This window comes from Nitrosococcus oceani ATCC 19707 (assembly GCF_000012805.1).
In the GTDB taxonomy this organism is placed as follows: Bacteria; Pseudomonadota; Gammaproteobacteria; order Nitrosococcales; family Nitrosococcaceae; genus Nitrosococcus; species Nitrosococcus oceani.
In genome coordinates this window covers 1,101,773-1,115,752 of the sequence record NC_007484.1, presented here as the reverse complement: position 1 = coordinate 1,115,752, position 13,980 = coordinate 1,101,773, and the positions used below count along the sequence as shown (strand labels likewise).

Annotated in this window: 13 protein-coding genes; 5 read left to right on the top strand and 8 right to left on the bottom strand. The window is 48.8% G+C overall.

The window, feature by feature from the left end:
* Positions 1–447: 447 nt before the first annotated feature.
* The 8 genes from NOC_RS05505 to NOC_RS05470 all read right to left on the bottom strand — a co-directional run bounded on the left by NOC_RS05505 (position 448) and on the right by NOC_RS05470 (position 7,280).
* The gene (locus NOC_RS05505; RefSeq protein ID WP_011330540.1) at positions 448–1,035 is read right to left on the bottom strand and encodes a TerD family protein; all 588 of its coding nucleotides are present in this window, start codon (positions 1,033–1,035) and stop codon (positions 448–450) included.
* 85 nt (positions 1,036–1,120) lie between these two features.
* Complete coding sequence (locus tag NOC_RS05500; protein WP_002810320.1) at positions 1,121–2,122, bottom strand: DUF475 domain-containing protein; 1,002 nt, start codon at positions 2,120–2,122, stop codon at positions 1,121–1,123.
* A gap of 48 nt (positions 2,123–2,170) precedes the next feature.
* Positions 2,171–3,148, bottom strand: a complete 978-nt coding sequence (locus NOC_RS05495) for an HpcH/HpaI aldolase/citrate lyase family protein (RefSeq protein ID WP_002811613.1) — start codon at positions 3,146–3,148, stop codon at positions 2,171–2,173.
* Between the two features lie 29 nt (positions 3,149–3,177).
* Entirely contained in the window at positions 3,178–4,302 is a 1,125-nt protein-coding gene (locus tag NOC_RS05490; protein ID WP_011330539.1) for a cysteine protease StiP family protein, read from the bottom strand.
* On the bottom strand, positions 4,299–5,042 hold the full coding sequence (locus NOC_RS05485; RefSeq protein ID WP_011330538.1) for a hypothetical protein: 744 nt from the start codon (positions 5,040–5,042) through the stop codon (positions 4,299–4,301). Before NOC_RS05485 ends, NOC_RS05490 begins: the two co-directional genes overlap by 4 nt.
* On the bottom strand, positions 5,043–6,161 hold the full coding sequence (locus NOC_RS05480) for a phosphoribosyltransferase domain-containing protein (RefSeq protein ID WP_002808855.1): 1,119 nt from the start codon (positions 6,159–6,161) through the stop codon (positions 5,043–5,045).
* Positions 6,162–6,225: 64 nt separating this feature from the next.
* On the bottom strand, positions 6,226–6,804 hold the full coding sequence (locus NOC_RS05475; protein WP_002810849.1) for a TerD family protein: 579 nt from the start codon (positions 6,802–6,804) through the stop codon (positions 6,226–6,228).
* Positions 6,805–6,827: 23 nt separating this feature from the next.
* Positions 6,828–7,280: a tellurite resistance TerB family protein gene (locus tag NOC_RS05470; protein WP_002810923.1), complete on the bottom strand. Its 453-nt coding sequence runs from the start codon at positions 7,278–7,280 to the stop codon at positions 6,828–6,830.
* A gap of 397 nt (positions 7,281–7,677) precedes the next feature.
* On the opposite strand from NOC_RS05470, the gene NOC_RS05465 reads away from it, so the two are divergent.
* The 5 genes from NOC_RS05465 to recD2 all read left to right on the top strand — a co-directional run bounded on the left by NOC_RS05465 (position 7,678) and on the right by recD2 (position 13,977).
* A complete protein-coding gene (locus tag NOC_RS05465) occupies positions 7,678–8,217 on the top strand; it encodes an acyloxyacyl hydrolase (RefSeq protein WP_002809041.1) in 540 nt (179 codons plus the stop codon).
* Positions 8,218–8,266: 49 nt separating this feature from the next.
* Entirely contained in the window at positions 8,267–9,256 is a 990-nt protein-coding gene (hpnA, locus tag NOC_RS05460; protein ID WP_002808569.1) for a hopanoid-associated sugar epimerase, read from the top strand.
* A 50-nt stretch (positions 9,257–9,306) separates the two neighbouring features.
* Entirely contained in the window at positions 9,307–10,053 is a 747-nt protein-coding gene (locus NOC_RS05455; RefSeq protein WP_002809248.1) for an endonuclease/exonuclease/phosphatase family protein, read from the top strand.
* Between the two features lie 833 nt (positions 10,054–10,886).
* Positions 10,887–11,237 (top strand): hypothetical protein, encoded by a 351-nt coding sequence (locus NOC_RS05445; RefSeq protein WP_002811661.1) that lies wholly within the window; start codon positions 10,887–10,889, stop codon positions 11,235–11,237.
* A gap of 556 nt (positions 11,238–11,793) precedes the next feature.
* The gene (recD2, locus tag NOC_RS05440) at positions 11,794–13,977 is read left to right on the top strand and encodes an SF1B family DNA helicase RecD2 (RefSeq protein ID WP_011330537.1); all 2,184 of its coding nucleotides are present in this window, start codon (positions 11,794–11,796) and stop codon (positions 13,975–13,977) included.
* Positions 13,978–13,980: the final 3 nt, after the last annotated feature.

Genomic DNA, 13,980 nt, shown 5'->3' with positions numbered 1-13,980 from the left:
TTAGGCATTGCGGGAGCCAAGTTTACGGAGTTTTTTGTCCTCATTTTTATTGCCGCTTTCATCTCGGCATTTATATTATGGCGACAATCGCCTCGCAGATAAGCGCGACTGAAGGTCAGGCAATGCTCGTGAAGTTGCGCTAGCTATTATCGGTAAGTAGTAGCGCAAGGTTATCCTCACTTCGCAAAGCAGCGAATGAGGAGTCCATCAGCGGCCATAGCAGTACACGCGAGCCGTTCAGCTCTCTAAAAAAAAGAAGTTTATTACCAGAGAGCGAAGAACTTTAAGCGCTAGAAGGGTGCGCGCCTATTGCTGGTAAAAAACCAGGAGGTAGCGAGCGGCTTTCTCCGGCTACGTGCAGGGTAATACGCCGGAGAAAGCTCTCTGTTAAACTCATAACTTCTGCCTATATAGCGCACCACGAACATGGCTATCTATCAGAAAAAATCACAAATGAGGGCGAATAGCAGGGAGCAGGTCATTAAAAGTTCTACCGCTCGCATTTTCACCAATGGCATGCATTTTCCAATCGTTATTATGGCGATAAATTTTCGCCATTACCTGGGCACTGTGATTCCCTTGACAGCTTAGATCATAACGGGCAATTTCCGCGTTATCGCTATGATTAACCAGGCGGCAAAATGCATTTTCGACCTGGCCAAAATTTTGCCCGGTAAAGCTATTGACCACAAACACTAAACTCTTGACGCTCGCAGGAATCCGGGTTAAATCCACAATAATTTGTTCATCGTCCCCTTCTCCTTCACCCGTAAGATTATCACCAGTGTGGGTAATGCTCCCATCTTTACTTTGCAACTGACGAAACCAGACTGTATCTAGTACATTGCCTGATTCATCAAACAGAACGCAAGAGGCATCTAAATCGATTTGCTGGCCACCGCCGCCAAAGCCGAAAAATCCCTTTTTCCCTGTACCTGCCGCATCCCAACCCAACCCCATGACGACCTTACTTAAGGCCCCGCCGCTTTCTTTTTCAAGAGAAATCTTTTGACCTTTTACTAGCTTAACTGGCATATCCCCTCCTAATAAAGACACTCTCTATAATTCAAAAAAGTATCATTTTTTTCTGAATTATACCTTAGCTCTTTTCTTTCTGAAATTAATGTTTATTTCGATACCGAATAGAAGAAAGCAAAGACAAACCGATGAAAGCCGCACCAATCAACCCTGTCACCACTTCGGGTATATGAACTTTGGTGCTTGCGAGCATGATAAGCGCCAAGGCTCCAATAGCATAGTGGGCGCCATGCTCAAGGAAAACGTACTCGCTTAGGGTGCCCTTGCGGACTAAGTATACCGTAATAGAACGAACAAACATGGCGCCAATCGCCAAGCCCAGCATAATAATAATGACATCCTTGCTAATGGCAAAAGCACCAATAACACCATCAAAAGAGAAAGAAGCATCCAATACCTCAAGATAGAGAAAACCCATTACTCCACTACGCTTCGCCGCATGGGTAACCGCTTCTCCTGTTTCCTCTACCTCAAATAATCCAGACGCACTACCTACAATGACGAAGAGCATGACACCACTAATCCCAGCCAGCATGGCATCTAGTTTCTCCTCGGGCGGCAAGAAACTTTGGAGAGCCCATAAAACTCCCAGGGCGATAACGATCTCGATGGATTCCAGCTTACCGATCCCGGCCAATTTCTCTTCAACCAGCCCCCACCAATGCAGCTCTTTTGTCTCATCAAGCAAAAAGGATAAAAACACCATCAGCAAAAACATACCGCCAAAAGCGGAAATATCTACATGGGAAGCGAGCAAATGAGCTGAATAAGCATCCGGATCATTAAGCGCCATCTGTGTCACTTCTAGTATCCCAATATCAGCCACAATAGCCACAATGGCCACGGGAAAAACCAAGCGCATTCCAAATACAGCAATCAGAATACCCCAGGTCAGAAAACGAGCTTGCCACTTGGGGTCCATATCCTTAAGCACAGATGCATTGACGACCGCATTATCGAAGGACAAGCTAATTTCGAGAACGCCCAGGATCGCGGCAATAAATAAACCGGCAGGTCCACCCCATAGAAAGGCTGCCACCAAGCCCGCCACGGTTACTAAAAAAGAGTATTTGAAATGTCTCATAAATAATTGATAATTAAAATTTTTTTGTGTTTCTACAAAGAATAGTTTTCAAGAAACATTGGGAGTACAATCACACCCGTTCAGCTGCTCACAACAGACACCATACAGCTCGGCTTGTAACAGCAGCCGTTCCGCCCATGCGCAATGGGTAGCCGGTTCAACCATTTGGCTATTAAGTTTAAAAACGGCTGGCGTTCCTTCCTCAAGGACGCGCTGCGCTAACTCCATATCTTTTTGACAGACCTGATAGGCCCTTTCCACCACTGGAATTTGACTAGGATGAATGGCTGCCTTCGTGAGCAAGCCATGGACAATATCCAACGCTACTTCACGCTGCAAAGTAGCATAGTTATCAAGATACTCAAAAACCGGAGAAGAAAGCCCATAACCCGCTGGACGGAAAGTCAGGATGACATCATTGATGATGTTCCGCAGCGGCGTATCGTATATTGTCAAATGTTTAGGCCGCTTTAACCCCAACAAACGCAGGAGATCATTACCACCAATCCGAAGGCATAAAATGGGATTGCTCACCTTAGCAAGTCCCTTACGCAGTGCCTCAAGCCGTTGCCGACTAAAAGCCATCTCAGTCTCAAGCGTAGGCATCAAAAGTAGCTCTGGAATCCGGGCAGCCAGTTCTGCGTAAAGTGGCAGATTCTTCTCGTCTACCTTAGGCAATATAAATCCATCTATCCTTCTAATTTCAGGGATACGCATCAATTGAGACAATACCTCGAGGTTGCGAGGACGAATGAAACGCAGCATGGAGGAAGGGCGAAGTTGCTCTAATACTAACCGTAAATTAGCGAGCGCAGGAGATAGATCTTGTTCCAAGATGGAATCTTCAGTGCATACCACCGCCGAACGCAAACCAGTCAGCTTTTGTTGATTGAGAACTCTTGCAATATCTTTCCGCGTAGCAGGCATATAAAGGGTAGCACCCAGTTCCATATAATGGGGTATTTGGGCCTGCGCCAGATAAGTTTTTACCGTCGACTGAGTGCTCTGGAGTTGTGACAGGTACATGGCTTTTCTCTAGAAGTTTATAGAATAGCCTAACTTGTTTTTATCGTTTTGATAAAAGCCACCGCATTAAAAGGCATATTCGGCTGATGCTCGACCACTACCCCCTTCTCTTCCGCCAATATCAATAAATGAGCGACTTCCTCCGCCCCCGGGTCCCGCAGCAAAAGCCTTTCCGGAACCCGGCGCAACATCACCCGGGTTGCTTCCGCAATACCCGGTTTAATATGATTGATATCCCCAATGCCATAACTATCGATCCAACGATTGAGATAAATCCGGGTTTGGGCATAACGCTCCCCGCGGGAAATAGAAGGAAGGGGCGCAACGATGTTAACATCCATTTCCGCTTCTATTTCATCCAGGAACCAATGACTAACATCATACTGCTGTAGGTGCTCATAAAGAGTACAGCCATGGAACTGCCCCGGTTGAATCTGGCGGTTTAATAGGGAACGGGAAATGAGCCCTGAAACCGGCGCATTGAGAATACCAGAGGGAATCACATAATCTTCATAGGTCGCAGCTATATCCGCCACTCCGCCGATGTCAGAGATTACATAAAGCGTGTCTTTGAGCTGCTCCTGATGGCGGGCGTTCCAATGGGCAATGGCCCGTTTTAACTCTTCGGTGATGACTCCTTTGGCCGTCCAGGCATCCACAAATACCACCCCCGCCGCCGGACGCCGATGTTCTCTTAATAAGAATTTTAAAGCTTGTTCATCAATTCCCCGATCTCGGATAATAGAAATGGAATAGTGCCGGGAATCCACTTGGAGGTGACGGCTCAAGGCCCGTTGCAATAAAGCCCCGATGGGCGTACCCGCTCGAACCAGCGACACCAGAGTAATAGGCGCCAGTCGAGTATTAACAATACTCTGCGCCAGCCTCATCACTTCGGCAGCCAAACGGCCTTTATGGCGCTGGGTTAAGTTTCGGAATAAGGTTAAATAAGCTTCGCTAGGCGGTGATTCAAAGCTGATCATCTCCGAATAATGCTTCTCACCCGATTGAATCAGGCGTTCCTTCTCTTGGATGGAGAAGAATTCGGCTTGGAGTGGAGTCAATAAAAATTGGCAATCGTCCTGGCGGTAACTTCCCGTGATAGGAGAAAGCCCAGGTTCAATCCCGACGGGGCGATCCACCGCCCGGCTCACATCCAAGCTTCCTGTTGAATTTGACTATTTTGCGGTGTAAGCGCGTAATGGCAAGCACGGAGGAAAGGAATATCGGTCAAGCTGTCACCCATACCAATAAATAACGGTGGCCCTTCACAACGTTGGCGGATCAGCGTCATGATGTATTTCACAGCCCTGCCCTTATCCGCATAAGGAGGAAGGAGCGCCATATTATGGTCATTGCGGTGAAATTTTCCTCCCATTTCCTGGACCCAAACTGGAGCCACTATCTCCTCGACTGCTGAAAGCTGTCCGGGGCTACCCTTGATAGAAAGATAGACAGGTATCTGTGCATCATAAATAATACGAAACCGCAAATTTTCTACCTGCTCCGCCCGCTGATAGCCCTCCATTACCGCAAGAAGACGTTGCATCCGCGGTTCCCAAATCAGCGCCTCTCCCCTAATGGTGCTCTCCCACTCCGGGATTAAAGCATTATTGGCATCCCAAACCAATGCACCGTGACTAGTGACCCGATAGCTGGAAAAGAGGGGTGAGCGAATTCGACCCAACGCCTCTAAATTGCGTCCGGTCACGGGAATCAAAGTGCAAGCTTTAAAGAGCCGCAACAACAATAATTGTTCCTGGGAGTGGAAAGACAAGGGACGGCCTTCTCTATCGACCGCCGCCTCCGTTAATGGACCCGATACCCCGCATTTGCGTTGAGTCTGCAACAAAGTATCATCTAGATCAGAAAAGATGAATACGGAACGCTCCATTCAGCCATCCCATCCCGTATTGGCAGCCGCTCCCCAAATACTTCCACCAAGCTGCTCCGGAAGATTGTGATTACGTGCTAATTCGGCAAATTCGTAGGCAATAATAACTTCCCTGCCGCGAGGAGGATTATGAAGATAGGTATGGATGCCTCCCCCATATTCATCTTTGAAGCTAAGACTTTCGCCAATGGGTCCGCCCACCCGAATAGGGGAACGGGTAGTGCTCTGAAACAGAACATCAAAGCCTTTTCTTTCCAGCTGCTCCGCCCATAAAAAAGGTTGAAATTGAAACTCACCGGTCCCCACCACAGACACCTTACGCTCCTTTGGATAAGGACCGTTCGACACCTGGAACTTTTCTCCTATCTCTATTCCCCGCCGGCCGGTCTGCTGGCAAGCATGCCGCGCCGGCTGAAATAGCCTAGCTTTTCCTGGCAAGGAAGGGCTAAATTCCAAATTAGGAATAAACGAAAACACGCCTTCTAACAAACTAACAAAAGACACCGGCCGGTTAACATTTTCTTGAAATACCTGCTTTTGAGCGGGCGAAAGCCAATTGACAATTGACACCAGCATAATTTGCCGAATATGGGGTAACGCTTGTATCACTCTGTAGCTTAGCTCTCTCAGCGTCCGCCCTGTGCTGATTTCATCATCCACAAGAACCAAGGTTTGTGCTTGGGAGAATCGTTCACGAAAAACCGGCAAAGGCAGATAGAGGATATGCTCAGGCGCATGGCTGTGCGCTTCATCAAAACGCATCCATTCGCTGACCGGCAGGCTATGGCGGGTTGTGTGTTGGAAAACAATATCACAGCGCTGTGTTCTTCGAACTAAACTATCTGCAACCCCAGCGCCCAAGCCCGTAGCCGTTTCAGCCATACCGATAAAAATAGCGGGGCCGGGTATCTCTAAAAGAGACAGGGCTAAGCGATTGTAAATATCCCGCATTCTCGAAGGCTGGCAGGGAATATGCTTGCCAAGCACCTTGGAAACAAACAAATATCCGCGCTTGGGGTTAATTCGGCTAGCAAAATCTAATAAATCATGCAGCGGAAGAAGGGCTTGGTGGACTTCAATGGTCAAAGTCCCCGCAGCAAGATGAATAGTATGGCTCATTCAGTAGTCCATCTACTGTTGAGCGCGCCGGCCATCCGCCAGCGCGCTCCCGCAATAGATATCCTTAGCCAATATTGACGCCAAAATCCCTGGCTACGCCGGCTAATCCACCCGCGTAGCCCTGGCCCACCGCCTTAAATTTCCATTCCTCGCCATGGCGGTAAAATTCTCCGAAAATCATTGCCGTTTCAATACTAGCATCCTCCGATAAATCATAACGGGCAATCTCTGCATTGTCAGCATTATTAATCGCACGAATAAACGCGTTACTTACCTGGCCAAAATTTTGATTGCGGGACTCCGCCTCATGGATGGTGACGACAAAAACAACTTTTTTTGCCTCTGCCGGCATTTTAGAAACATCAACAATGATTTTTTCATCATCCCCTTCTCCCTCGCCGGTACGATTGTCACCTGTATGGGTTACGGCACCGCTAGGATCAGTCGCATTGTTATAGAAAACAAAATGGTTATCACTTAATACCTTGTCGCTTTCGCCTAAGATAAGCGCGCTAGCATCCAAATCAAAATCAGTGCCATCGGTAGAGCGAGCATCCCACCCTAGCCCAAACGCAACCTCTTTTAGACCGGGGGCTTCTTTGCTCAGGGATACATTCTGTCCTTTCTGTAGGGTTACCGCCATTATTTACTCCTTTATCAGTCTTCTTAAAGATCAAAATCAGCGGGATTTAATCCCAGTTCTGAGCAGATTTTGCTCACCGTTTTTCTTTCAGCGTCGTCAAAATCACCGTCCGATGCCCCAATTGCGCAACAAACCCGTACCAAAAGTCGGGCTTCTCCTTCTTTCTTTTTGACTTTACTGACCGCTTGAAGTGCATTGGCTTCGCCAATAGCCGGATCAAACTCGAATTGAGCAGAGAACTTTTCAAACAACTTGATAACATTCTCCGTGTCAAAAACCGACAATACCTCCGATGTCTGCAAAAACCCCATCATTTTTTGCTTCTCTTCAGGTTTGACAACCCCATCGGCATAGGCGACCAGGGTGCAGCCTGCAATTACGCCTTCAAGGAAATCTTTATTCCTGATCTTCGTCGTCTCGTTTTTCAGATTGGTAGAGACTTCATTAAATTTACCCTTTAACCAACTCAAAGCCATTATATTGTGAACCTCTTTACTTGTTACAGTCGCATCCTGAGGACGGTTGACATACAAAATCCTGAATGCCAGACTTAAGAAAATAAATACTCTCCATTGTTCCCGGGCCTAATACTATTCTGTTAAACGACTTTAGGTCATCTAGCAGATAGGTGAATATTCGGCAGAGCTAAATTAGCATATCTATGCCGTTTCAAAAAGCAAGCCTCGCCCGGCGACAACCAACAGCTATCCCGATTTAGAGGTTATTACTATAATATAAGAAATAGTTAGCCAATTATTACCCGCTTTAGCAAGATGACTCAAGTGAGTTTATGGTTTTTTTGGCCAATTAATATTACCCGCGGACCATTGCAGGTTTCTTTCTTTTTGCTTAACCTAAAGAGAGATAATAAAAATGAAAGCATGCTCAAAAAAGATAATAGGGACCATACTGGCTTTCTTAGCTTGGGGCCATATTGCACTAGCGGAAGATTCCCAGTCTGCCGCGTTCAGCCTGGGCGATATTGAATTTCTTGCCGATGAGCCAAGCTACTTGGACTTTGGGGCTGGCGCCTTTAACTTTAGTGATGATCCCACCGCTGCCGGTTATATTGAATACCGTTATGGGAAGAAACTATCTTTCATCGGTCCCGTTATGGGAATAATGGCGAATACGGACGGCGGTGTTTTCGGCTATGGTGGTTTTTATGCTGATCTCAAATACCGACGTTTAATCGTTACCCCACTCGCCACCGTGGGAGGATATCACCAAGGCGGGAGTAAAGATCTTGGAGGAATTTTTCAATTTCGTACCGCCATTACTTTTGCCTATCAATTTGATGGCGACTCCCGCCTTGGGGTGCGCCTCTCTCATATCTCCAACGCCGGTCTCCATGATGATAATCCCGGCGAAAACGAAATACTTTTGACCTATTCGCTACCCTTAGCTTTTTAGCTATGCTGCTTCAAACTCTACTTCGACTACCCACGAGGAAACAAGGACCATGACCAGCTTTGTTACCGGTGCAACCGGCTTCGTGGGCTCGGCGGTAGTCAAACAACTACTCGATGCGGGAGAAACCGTCCGGGTATTAGCCCGCTCTAATAGCAATCGGCGTAATTTGGAAGGGCTACCCGTAGAAATCTTTGAAGGCGATCTCAAGGATCAACGGCGCCTAGAAAAAGCGCTCCATGGCTGCCAAGCCCTTTTTCATGTCGCGGCTGATTACCGCTTATGGGCCCCCCGTTCGCAAGACTTTTATGACACTAATGTCCAGGGCTCCCAAAATATCATGCACGCTGCGGCGGAAGCCGGCGTTAACCGTATTGTTTACACCAGTAGCGTCGCCACGCTGGGATTAAGCCCTGATGGCACGCCAGCCCATGAGGAGACCCCTTCCAGCCTTGAAACCATGATCGGCCACTATAAACGATCTAAATTCTTGGCTGAGGAGTCCATCAAGGATCTAGGACACCGGCTGAAGCTGAATATCGTGATTGTGAATCCCTCCACCCCCATTGGACCGCGGGATATCAAACCCACGCCTACCGGCAGAGTCATTGTCATGGCCGCTTCGGGAGGCATGCCCGCCTATATGAACACTGGCCTCAACGTAGTCCATGTGGATGATGTGGCCGCCGGCCATCTCCTGGCCTTTGAAAAAGGCCGCATTGGCGAGCGTTATATCCTTGGAGGAGAAAATCTCACTCTGCGCGATATTCTAGAAGCAATCGCCCAGCTTACCCACCGCCGTCCCCCCAGATTCCGGCTTTCCCCTCATGCGGTCCTGCCTATCGCCCATCTTGCCCAAGGCTGGGCCCGCCTGACCAGCGGCAAAGAACCCATGACCACTGTCGATGGCGTGCGGATGGCAAAGAAATATATGTTTTTTTCTAGCACTAAGGCGGAACAACTGCTAGGTTATCAATCCCGCCCCGCCCAGGAAGCGATTCATGATGCGATTAGCTGGTTTCAGGCTAATGACTATCTGTAGCAGGTCGGGCTAAAGAGGTTCCACCTCTACTCCGGCTATAGAGGATTACTATGTCCAGCTCTTTGCGCTTTGTGGTCTGCACCTATAATTTATGGCAAGATGAACGCTGGCCGGAGCGGCAAGAACCCTTGCGACAATTCATTACTCTTCATCGGCCGGACATTCTATGCGCGCAAGAATTCTGCTCCCAAAGCCAATGTTTACTGGATCAGGCGCTCCCGACCCATCAGCGGGTGGATGACTCCTTTGAAGGTTGGAAGGGAGAAAGCAACATTTATTGGAATGAGTCGCTTTTCAATCTGCTCGAATACGGCGCGGAAGACATTGGAATTCTAGAGCAGTGGCGCCGCCTCTTTTGGGTCCGGTTACAACCTAAGATTACCGGCGGACCACCCCTCTTGGTGGCCACCGCCCACTACACCTGGCCCGGCAACCGCCAGGAACGCAGCGATAGAGTCAATGTACGTGTTGCCCAAGCTCTCAACACTATCAAAATGCTACGCCGACTAGCGACGCAGTCCTCACCACTACTATTCATGGGGGATCTTAACGATCATTATTCGCCATTAAAAATACTCCAGGAAGGTGGCCTCACTGATTGCTTTACTGCTTTAGGCCGCATCCCCCAGATCACTCGCCCCGCTTATCCCACCTATGTTCATACTCCCCAAGTCGTAGACTGGGTGCTTCACTGGGGCCCCCTACAACCCATGACTTGCGATGTGGTGGATTTTTTTGTAGGTGACATTGCCCCTTCCGATCATAAACCTCTACTTGTCACGTACCAGCGAGCATAGACACTCCATTTGGAGTCTCGCCATGACTGATCTCAGTTTTGTGCCTACAAAATTTTATCCGTTTGGAAAATTCGCGCTTCAACGGGTGCTTTAGGCTGGCCACGACTTAACACGCAAGGCCTTCAGTTGGATATCACCCTCCAGGCGCATCACTTCCCGGCTTCCCGCCGGTAGGTCGCGCTCTTGGCAAAGGGGGAAGGCTAGCGCGAATTCACGGCGAAAAGCAATTAATGTGGCCCTCGCGCTCCATGTGCCATTTCACTTCGCGCGCTCGCTGGGGGTCCTCATACATCCCTATATTCCTTCAACGATTGAGCAAAATTCTTATTTAAATTTTACCTTGCCTTCGTTCTCACCGCTACCTAAAATTGATGAGATTGGGCAGGTTTATGGAGCGAAGCTAGGGGACGGTGGTAAGCTGGTTTAATCGTTAGGAGCAGAGAGGGATTATCGGTTGAGAAGAGCAAGTGCGTAGTGGACGAGTGGAGAAGAGCTGGCTCCCAAGAGCAAGGATGGTGAACCACTCCTTAAAGCCCATGCCCGTGCCCCGAAGCGAATGGCCAGAGAGAAGAGATTGTGAATTAAAAGAGGAAAGTAGCTCATAGTGTCCACACTATCCGAAGGGCTGGGAGGAAAATCCCACCTGCGGTGGAAACGTCCTCGCCGGTCTTTAAAGGACAAAAGAGAGCCGCAAACTTTTGAGCAGGGTAAGCAGGTCGTTGAAACCCTCAGAACCCAGTACGCCCCCAGGAGACCTTGACCCGTATTTTGTCGACGCTAGTGGTTTTCCTCTCACCCCTATGTGTGCCTTATGTCTGGCAGCCTGTGGGTGAATGGATCGAAGTGCCGGTGGCCATGTGGATCGAATGCCTGGTTCTTGGCGCGATTCAGGTCGTGCGCTTTCCCTGCATACCTACGATCTCGCTATGAATGTACCCGGCGGGTCTTCAACTGCCTATGCTTCAGCACCGGTGCTCACTACTTTCCTCCTGCTTATCAATGGGGGCGGCCCACTGGTTCGCTCGGTGCTGGTTACAAAAAGTTATTCTTCCATGAGTCCAGCAAAACTTTACTTTTTATTTTCTTCTCCCCATCAAGAAGAATTTAGTAAACTTAAAATCTGGAAACCTCTTCCCGTGGGCTTTCAAATCTACTTCTTCTGCAAATACCTGTTCCTTCATTGAAGTTAATTTCTACCAGTTTATTATGGCCCTAAACTCGCTCTGAGAGACCTCACTCTCCTAAAAGATGAAGCCATAGCTTTAATCAGGCCCTCTAGCTATGGCAAAATCATTTTTCTAATCGCGCTAAACCGGATCGCCGATTTAATTCCGGTATACTGCGTCAAGGGATGCATTCGTTTTGAACATAAGAGAAAGTACTGAAAGAAGTTGGCCTGTGGGAAGAGATCGAATATCGATTAAACGCTCCGGCACAATTTTTATCCGCTAGCCAAGTGATCGAAGATCTAATGATCAAACTAAGCCAAGAAATCACCATCCTGATGGTCACCCACAACCTTGCTTAAGCTCGCCGTATCGTCGATAATGCGTCCTCGTTCTGGGTGCAAGAAGGCGCAGGCCGGTTACTCGAAATAGGCAGCGCTAAAGCATTTTTTGATTCACCTCAAAACCCAATTATCATCGCCTAAGCTAGCGGGGCGCGGGCTAGAGGAAAATTTATAACACCATTATTTTTTCAAACGCTTATGGACTGGATTCTGGCCACCCCAGCAGGCCAATGAACGCTTTCCACCCAGAAGCCTCGCCTGAGTTCCTCGCCGGCACCATAGAACGGGTTACTTTTCATAGCGAGGAAACCGGATTCTGCGTCCTGCGAATCAAAGTACGTGGTGAACACAATCTCGTCACCGTAGTTGGCAATACCGCTACGGTCACGCCGGGGGAATATGTGGAATGTCGCGGTGAGTGGATTAACGACCGCACCCATGGACTTCAGTTCAAAGCAAAACATCTGAAAGTCATCCCCCCCAGCACCCTCGAAGGGATTGAAAAATATCTCGGCTCGGGCATGGTCAGGGGAATCGGCCCCCACTTCGCCAAGAAACTGGTGCAAGCCTTCGGTGAGCAGGTTTTCGAAGTTATCGAACATACAGCCGAGCGCCTCACCGAATTAGACGGTATCGGCCCCAAGCGCAAAGCGCGAGTCATCCAGTCCTGGGCAGAACAAAAAGCGGTTCGCGCTATCATGGTGTTTCTGCAATCCCAGGGCGTAGGCAGCGCCAGGGCGGTTCGTATTTATAAGACCTATGGCGATCACGCTATCGAACGGGTTCGCGAAAATCCTTACCGGCTGGCTCTAGATATCCATGGCATCGGCTTTAAAACCGCCGATAGGATTGCCCAACGACTAGGAATCCCCGCCGATTCTCTCATCCGCGCCCAGGCGGGAGTCCGTCATGTACTCCAGGAATTTACGACCGAAGGACACTGCGCGATGGAGCAGGACAAGTTAGTGGAAACAGCTAGTAAATTACTGGAAATCCCTGTTCCTACTATCGAACAAGCCATTGCTCAAGAAGTCACCGCAGGGCAACTCATCGCCGAAGTTATTCATGACAAATCCTGCCTCTTTCTTACTCCCCTTTATCGCTCTGAAACGGGGGTCGCCAAACATTTGCAACGCCTCCTTCAGGGTCGTCCCCCTTGGGGAGAAATCAATACGGATAAGGCAATCCCCTGGGCGGAAGAGAAAACGGGATTGCGCCTTTCTCCCTCTCAGCGCGCAGCGGTTACACAAGCAGTCGGCAGCAAAATCATTGTCATTAGCGGGGGACCGGGGGTCGGTAAAACCACTGTCGTCAATAGCATTATCCGAATTGTTCAGGTCAAGCAAATCCAGATACACCTTGGGGCACCCACCGGGCGGGCAGCAAAACGGCTTGCCGAATCGACCGGTTTTGAAGCCAAAACAATCCACCGTCTGCTTGAATTTAATCCTCATGCCATAGGTTTCAAGCATCATAGGGGTAACCCCCTCCATACGGATCTTGTCATTATTGATGAAGTTTCCATGGTCGACGTGGGATTGATGAATCAGCTACTCCAAGCCATCCCCAGTCATGCGGCGTGCATATTGATAGGCGATAGAGATCAGCTACCTTCGGTAGGGCCAGGGCAGGTGCTAGCGGATATTATTGCTTCCAAAAAAATCACCGCTGTCCACCTCACCGAGGTTTTTCGCCAAGCAGCCAGATCCAAAATCGTTGTCAATGCCCATCGAATCAATCAAGGAAAAATGCCCGAGAGAACCCATGAAGCAGCCCCGCTCAGCGATTTCTATTTTATTCCCACCGAGTCTCCCGAAACCATCCAGGATAGGCTCCTAGAATTAGTAAGCACGCGGATTCCTAAACGCTTCGGCTTTGACCCCATTCGCGATATTCAAGTTCTTACCCCCATGAACCGCGGCAGCCTTGGAGCACAGGCGCTTAATGCGCTTCTGCAACAGCAACTCAATGCCCAAGCCAGCCCCAAGATCAACCGGTTCGGTTGGACCTTTGCCCTGGGCGATAAGATCATTCAGACCGTCAATAATTATGATAAAGAAGTCTTCAATGGAGATATCGGCAAAATAACAAGAATAGATATTGAGGAAAGTCTCGTGTATATCAGCATCGATGACCGAGAGGTAGAATACGAGTTAGGCGAGCTTGACGAAATTGCTTTGGCCTACGCTATCTCGGTGCACAAAAGCCAGGGTTCCGAATACCCCGCAGTCGTCATTCCCCTAGCCACCCAGCACTATACCATGCTACAGAAAAATCTGCTCTACACTGGCGTTACCCGGGGCAAAAAACTGGTTGTCATTGTGGGACAGCCTAAAGCGCTTGCCATTGCCGTCAAAAGGACTCATGTAACCTCCCGCCTGACCCACCTTTCAGCGCGGTTAGCAAACGGTTAAAAT

Excerpts from the sequence above, each read along its gene's own strand:
- NOC_RS05505 (WP_011330540.1), bottom strand. The coding sequence starts at position 1,035 with ATGCCAGTTAAGCTAGTAAAAGGTCAAAAGATTTCTCTTGAAAAAGAA.
- NOC_RS05500 (WP_002810320.1), bottom strand. The coding sequence starts at position 2,122 with ATGAGACATTTCAAATACTCTTTTTTAGTAACCGTGGCGGGCTTGGTG.
- NOC_RS05495 (WP_002811613.1), bottom strand. The coding sequence starts at position 3,148 with ATGTACCTGTCACAACTCCAGAGCACTCAGTCGACGGTAAAAACTTAT.
- NOC_RS05485 (WP_011330538.1), bottom strand. The coding sequence starts at position 5,042 with ATGGAGCGTTCCGTATTCATCTTTTCTGATCTAGATGATACTTTGTTG.
- NOC_RS05480 (WP_002808855.1), bottom strand. The coding sequence starts at position 6,161 with ATGAGCCATACTATTCATCTTGCTGCGGGGACTTTGACCATTGAAGTC.
- NOC_RS05475 (WP_002810849.1), bottom strand. The coding sequence starts at position 6,804 with ATGGCGGTAACCCTACAGAAAGGACAGAATGTATCCCTGAGCAAAGAA.
- NOC_RS05470 (WP_002810923.1), bottom strand. The coding sequence starts at position 7,280 with ATGGCTTTGAGTTGGTTAAAGGGTAAATTTAATGAAGTCTCTACCAAT.
- NOC_RS05465 (WP_002809041.1), top strand. The coding sequence starts at position 7,678 with ATGAAAGCATGCTCAAAAAAGATAATAGGGACCATACTGGCTTTCTTA.
- hpnA (WP_002808569.1), top strand. The coding sequence starts at position 8,267 with ATGACCAGCTTTGTTACCGGTGCAACCGGCTTCGTGGGCTCGGCGGTA.
- NOC_RS05455 (WP_002809248.1), top strand. The coding sequence starts at position 9,307 with ATGTCCAGCTCTTTGCGCTTTGTGGTCTGCACCTATAATTTATGGCAA.
- NOC_RS05445 (WP_002811661.1), top strand. The coding sequence starts at position 10,887 with ATGGATCGAAGTGCCGGTGGCCATGTGGATCGAATGCCTGGTTCTTGG.
- recD2 (WP_011330537.1), top strand. The coding sequence starts at position 11,794 with ATGAACGCTTTCCACCCAGAAGCCTCGCCTGAGTTCCTCGCCGGCACC.